5 protein-coding genes are annotated in these 6000 nt (G+C 39.4%); 4 read left to right on the top strand and 1 reads right to left on the bottom strand.

Features of this window, described 5'->3' with window-relative positions:
* The 4 genes from FTU29_RS12950 to FTU29_RS12935 all read left to right on the top strand — a co-directional run.
* Window positions 1-2390: BapA/Bap/LapF family large adhesin (locus FTU29_RS12950; protein ID WP_180122261.1), on the top strand; the 2390-nt coding region annotated here is incomplete at its 5' end.
* Between the two features lie 251 nt (window positions 2391-2641).
* Entirely contained in the window at window positions 2642-3613 is a 972-nt protein-coding gene (locus tag FTU29_RS12945; protein WP_180122259.1) for a hypothetical protein, read from the top strand.
* 95 nt (window positions 3614-3708) lie between these two features.
* Window positions 3709-4554, top strand: coding sequence for a hypothetical protein (locus FTU29_RS12940; RefSeq protein WP_180122257.1), 846 nt, complete (start codon window positions 3709-3711; stop codon window positions 4552-4554).
* A 150-nt stretch (window positions 4555-4704) separates the two neighbouring features.
* Window positions 4705-5148 (top strand): hypothetical protein, encoded by a 444-nt coding sequence (locus tag FTU29_RS12935; protein ID WP_257226707.1) that lies wholly within the window; start codon window positions 4705-4707, stop codon window positions 5146-5148.
* A 108-nt stretch (window positions 5149-5256) separates the two neighbouring features.
* Here the strand turns inward: FTU29_RS12935 and FTU29_RS12930 are convergent, their stop codons facing one another.
* Window positions 5257-5835 (bottom strand): DJ-1/PfpI family protein, encoded by a 579-nt coding sequence (locus FTU29_RS12930; protein WP_180035505.1) that lies wholly within the window; start codon window positions 5833-5835, stop codon window positions 5257-5259.
* Window positions 5836-6000 lie beyond the last annotated feature (165 nt).

The raw sequence follows: 6000 nt of genomic DNA, 5'->3' as shown, positions 1-6000 counted from the left end.
CTGATGCTCAAGCGGCGAAAGATGCAGCGCAAGCAGCGGTAGATGGCATTGTTGCTGACTTCCCAGCAGAAGCAGCTGATTTCCAAACGCGAATTGATGCGTTAACGGATATCGTGATTCCAGCGGTGACGGACAGCAACAACAACGGTGTAAACGATGCAATTGATGCGGTAGAAGACTTGGTTGCAGCAGCTGAAGCAGCCTATGCAGCAGCGGATCAAGCGCTAGCAGATGCGATTGCAGACAATGCTGTGAGCCAAGCAGAGGTTGATGCATTAACGCAAGACTTAGCTGATGCTCAAGCGGCGAAAGATGCAGCGCAAGCAGCGGTAGATGGCATTGTTGCTGACTTCCCAGCAGAAGCAGCTGATTTCCAAACGCGAATTGATGCGTTAACGGATATCGTGATTCCAGCGGTGAACGATGTAATCGCAATTAATGATGAAGTAGATGCAAATATAAATCTTGAACATCTACCAATCACAACGAATATCACACCAACTTCTAACGTTGCATTTGCTGTGGTTGGCTTACTCGGAGCTAATTTAAATCTTGGTAGTCCATTAACACAATTTACAGTTGAAGAAGGCCACACGCAAAATTTAACTTTTGCTGTAAGCAGTGGAATTAATTTAGGTGTGGGTCAACAACTTAGTATTGTCCTTCAGAAGTATGAAAATAATGAGTGGGTAGCAGTTGGGAATACTCAAGACGAGTATTCATTAATTAACTTAAACTTATTAGGTAATAATTTAGTTGGTACGGTTACGGATCTTCCGGAAGGTCAATACCGTGTTAATCTAGGAATTAATAGTGCTGTAGGATTAAGTATTTTCCCAAGTGTGACAATCAGTGGAACGGATACAGATTTGGGGATCTCAAGTGATACAGCGACAGGTAACGTCCTCACTGGTGATGGCGGTGCGACAGCAGATAATGTATTAGCGGATACTGTTGTAAGTACGATCAAACTAGTTGGTGGGGTAGCGATACCTGTTGATACTGATGGAGTAAATATTCAGGGCCTATACGGAACATTAAATATTAAGGCAGATGGTACCTATACTTATACTGCAAATCCAAAAATTGAAAGTTTGGGTAAAACAGAGGTCTTTGAATACACAATTGCTGATCCAGCAGATACTAATGCGACCAATAACACAGCTCAGCTGACTATCAATATTGGTAGTAACGATGTGACTGGTGTTGTGGCAGCTGAAAATGACATATTCGATTTAGATGTAAATGTTGCGAAGAATGTTTTGTTCAAAGAACATGAGCAAACAGATGTTTCGACTGTAGCCTCAAGCACAGCTACACAAAGTGATTCGGGCACAATTCAATTTACTCTAGGAGATGTAAATAAAGGTACTTTAGGTTTATCTAATGCTTTAGCGACCTCGGCAGCAACCACTACTATTACCTATAGTTTGAAATTGGATGGAGTTGCAATAGCTATTTCTGGTGCACAAGGTACAAACACTTCTAATGTTTATACTGTAGTGAAAACGGCAACACTCTCTACCATTTCGGCCAGTAACTTATTCTCAATTGATTTGAGCAGTTTAGCGGCTGGAAATTATGAGTTAACTTACACTGTGACTAAAGCTGCAGGAAATATACTTGGGGCCGCTACATCAGCATCTCAGGTAACTGCAGTATTGGATGGGACATCCTATACATACAATGGAGAGCATACAGACAGTACATCACAAGTGATCATTACGGGTAATATTTATGCTGATAATGGTGTAGCTACAGATACATTGGATACAACATTTACTAAACTTCTAGTTGGAGGGGTAACTATTGGCTACAATGAATCAACTACATATGAAACAGCTAAAGGTTACTTTGAAGTTAAAGGGAATGGTGATTATACCTATACTGCAAAAGCAGCTGGTGATACGACTAATTTGTCTGCTGATGTAATTAATTACACATTGATTAGCCCAACAGGTGCAACTGATAGTGCTTCTATTACAATTAATCCAGTATTGAATAATTCTGGAGTAGTTCAATATAGTACCAGTGGTGATGATACCTTTAATACAGGTACTGGCGCCGATACTGTAATTTATGACTTGTTGTCAACTGGAACTGCTGGTGGTAATACTAGCCTGTTAGGCAATGATACATGGGCGGATTATAATTTTAATGAAGGCGACGTGTTGGATTTGCGTGGTTTATTCAGTGATACAAGTACTGCACTAACTGATGCAAATATTGGAGGCTTTATTCAAGTTGAACAATCTGGTACTGATGTAAAAGTAAGTATTGATCTAGATGGACCTACATTTGGTGTAAGTAATTACACAGGTCTTGTAATTTTGAAAAATACTGATGTTACTCTGCAAGATCTTTTAGATAGTAATCAACTTATATTCTAATTAAATAGAATTTAAGCAATCAGAAAAGAGCCTCCTCGGAGGCTCTTTTTTATTTTCTTCATAAACACCGCTAGATCCAAATAAAATGTGAAACTCATCAAATTAAAATGAACAACATGTGTATACATCTCAAACGTATGCGATTTTAGTGATTAAATTTATAAAAATAATAAATAAAATCAAGATTATAAAATTGTGAAAGGCACTAAATTACGCTATTTTTTAAGGGTGAAATTTTTGAGATTTTTGCTGTGAATTTAAAGGCAATTTTATGGGTGGGGAGTATTGGATTTGCATTACATGGTTGTACCACCATGCAGAGTTTAAACCCAAATTCATTTAATCATTATGCATCACCACAAGAAGTGATCAATCAAAAAGGGCTAAATAGCTCAAATGGCAAGGCGAAAGAATACGTCTATGATTGGGGACCACAAAACAAAAATATGGAAGCAGAATCGCTCATACCCAAGCAAAATATGAGCAGTTACTGCCAAGCCAAAAATGGCAAATTTATTCAACTGAATAAAAGCAATTTGAACCAAGTCAAAAATGCATGGAGTCGTAAATTATTAGCGACCTATAGCAGTATAAAACAGAGCACAGGTGTGTTTCAGTGTAGTCAGGCAGATGGACAACGTTGGATGGTTGCTATTGAACCCGTTTCAGAGCGTAAATCGAATGAGCGTTCTGAAACCCGCTTAGTGAGTTTGTATACAGCAATTATTGGACCCGAAGAACGTCGCAAAAACTATAATAAACAAGAAGAAACTGTAGCTAAAAAAGCCACACCAAGCAAAGCAAAAGCAACGACAACAAAAAGCAATGCGAAAGAGGAAGCAAAAAAAGAAGTAGAGACTAAAAAAGAAACCAAAGCCAAAGAGCCTGAAAAAAAACCTGTAGTGAAACCAGTTGCAGAAACATCGCAACAGATACAAATGCGCTTATATGTGAATGCACGACGTGACCTGAATGCCGGAAAAAATCAAGTCACCGCTTGTAATAATGCACAGCGCGCTTATAGCTATGGCAAATTAAATGGTGCAAATGCCAATAGAGCCTATGCTGAATCAGGTATGCTCGTTGCAAAATGCTTAACCTCAGTGCCTGCATATAGCAAAAGTTATCCAAACGCCAATGCAAGAGCAAAAGGCATCTTACAAAACTTAGCGACCAACTATAACCATGCAGGGGCAAAAAATATGTTGAATCGTATGAAATAAACTTCAACAGGATAAAAGCCATTTGGGGAAATACGCTTTTATCCTGATCCAATGATGTACTCAGATAAAATTTTAAAAAATAATAAGGAAAAACCATGAGTTCAGTAAATGAAACTTATTTTAATGCACCATTATTTGACCGTGAATTGACAGAAATTTTAGTTGATATCAAGCAAACACCCTTCTTTTTGAATGATCGAGGGCATCCAACATATTTAGCGTCACTTGGGGCGGGGATTCATTTAATTACCGAGTCAACTACCAATGCGAAAATGACGATGGGAAATGGCTACGCGGTTCCTTCTGAAATTTCGACTAAAATTACCAATTGGGGGGAGCAAACGGAGCTTGAATTTGAAGGGCAACACTTCGAGTTTATGCCATTGGTGGCAAGCAAAGAAACCGCGGCAGCTTTTGGTATCACCTTAGTTCAGGCAGGTGAAGCGATTCAGATTCATTCAAATCAAAAACGACTATCAGAAATTCATTATGAATACGGCATGATGGCAGGGCATTATTTGCCTTATGAAAATGCAACATCAAATTTAAATGGCTGTAAAACTTTAACGCCATTTGTCATTACTGATTTAGAACATCATGACTTTCCGCATATTTTTAGCGCGACAGATCAGGATCAATTGCCACTGGTTATCTCAGTGGGACGCTATTTTCCAAATCTAGGTAAGATTTACTTGGCAGATTTATGGGTCAATCCTGGAGATGCTTTATACATTCCTGCGAAACCCAAATATTCGAATCCCGAGTTTATTGACCTACATAATAACCGTAATGCAGCACTTGCCTGTTGGCGAGGTGACAGCAATAAATCGACATTGACTACTCATAGTTTGCTCGATACCCATGGACATTTTTACTGGTATTGGAATAGAAGACCGACGATTCATCCTCTCATCTATGCACCGACTAGCAAAAATGAATAGTTGAGTTACATAGACCAAACAGCAAATACAGCACTTCATGATACAAAGGTGACTCAAGTTTTGGGAGTTTGGTCTATGGCTTACGGTTTATCTAAAAAATTACATCTACGTTTTTCACGACCTGCAGGTTTGGCTTTATTGACGCTCATCATGCTTGGGACGACGCAAGTGAGTTTAGCGAGTCCGACGGTCGATCAGCTCAGTCAATGTTTAGTGAAATCGACCACTGCCGCAGATAAAACCACGGTTTTGCAATGGACTTTTTCTGCCTTGGCGGCGCATCCAGATTTAAAACAATACAGTAATGTCAGCGATGCGCAAAAAACGCAACTCGATAAAAATCTGGCTCAAGTGATGCAGCGAATTTTGGTGGAGCAATGTTCTACGCAAACGCAGGCTGTAATTAAAGCCGACGGTCTACAGGCTGTAGGCGAAAGTTTTCAAGAGCTTGGTAGTATCACGGGGGATGAAATATTAAGGACGCCTGAAATTAAACAACAATTACAAGGCGTACTGCGTTATGTCGATTTGAATAAATTGGTGACCAAATTTTTAACCCCAGAAATTTGGAATAAGTTAGGTGTGGTTCGTTAATTTTATTTTGAGTAAATAAAAAATGCTCCTTTTATACAAGGAGCATTTTTTATGGATTCACCCTAAATGGATGATGATCCAATGCGTTTTAGTTTGGTGACTCAAGCATTAAATGGTAATCGTCGCGCCTAATGCTTTAACAAATTGCGCCATCCACGCAGGGTGAGCAGGCCAAGCAGGAGCAGTAACTAAATGACCGTCGGTCACTGCATCCGTGACGGCAATATCTGCATACTGACCGCCAGCCAGTTTAACTTCGGCGGCACATGCAGGATAAGCGGAACATGTACGGCCTTTCAGTACATTGGCTGCTGCCAAAATTTGCGCACCATGACAAACCGCTGCAATCGGTTTTTTCGCTGCGTCAAATTCGCGTACGATTTCAATCACACGTGCATTCATACGTAAATATTCAGGTGCACGACCACCCGGAATCACTAAGCCGACATAGTTATCTGAGTTAACTGCATCAAAGTCATAGTTAATGGTAAAGTTATGACCGCGTTTTTCGCTATAGGTTTGTTCACCTTCAAAATCATGAATCGCTGTGGCAATGTTGTCACCGGCTTTTTTGTCAGGGCAAACGGCATGAACGGTGTAACCAAGACCAACTAAAAACTGAAAAGGTACCATGGTTTCGTAGTCTTCAGCATAGTCACCTACAAGCATAAGAATTTGTTTTGACATGATGTAACCCTCTGTTGAAATATGATTTATATCAATTTTGCATTTACCTTAGCATATTGAAATGACAGTTTTAAGCAGGCTGTAAATTCTTTAGTTGTATATTTTTATTTAGATTTATAAAAAGTTATGGATGGTTATAGTTCAAATTATGATGAGTCTAGTAGG

Origin of the sequence: Acinetobacter sp. YH12086, assembly GCF_013419345.1 — a bacterium.
GTDB lineage: Bacteria > Pseudomonadota > Gammaproteobacteria > Pseudomonadales > Moraxellaceae > Acinetobacter > Acinetobacter amyesii.
Note: the sequence above shows the minus strand (reverse complement) of the source record. Positions and strands in the feature narration are given on the sequence as shown.

What these genes read in the sequence shown, in the direction of transcription:
- FTU29_RS12940 (WP_180122257.1), top strand. Translation starts at nt 3,709, where the DNA reads ATGAGTTCAGTAAATGAAACTTATTTTAATGCACCATTATTTGACCGT.
- FTU29_RS12935 (WP_257226707.1), top strand. Translation starts at nt 4,705, where the DNA reads ATGCTTGGGACGACGCAAGTGAGTTTAGCGAGTCCGACGGTCGATCAG.
- FTU29_RS12930 (WP_180035505.1), bottom strand. Translation starts at nt 5,835, where the DNA reads ATGTCAAAACAAATTCTTATGCTTGTAGGTGACTATGCTGAAGACTAC.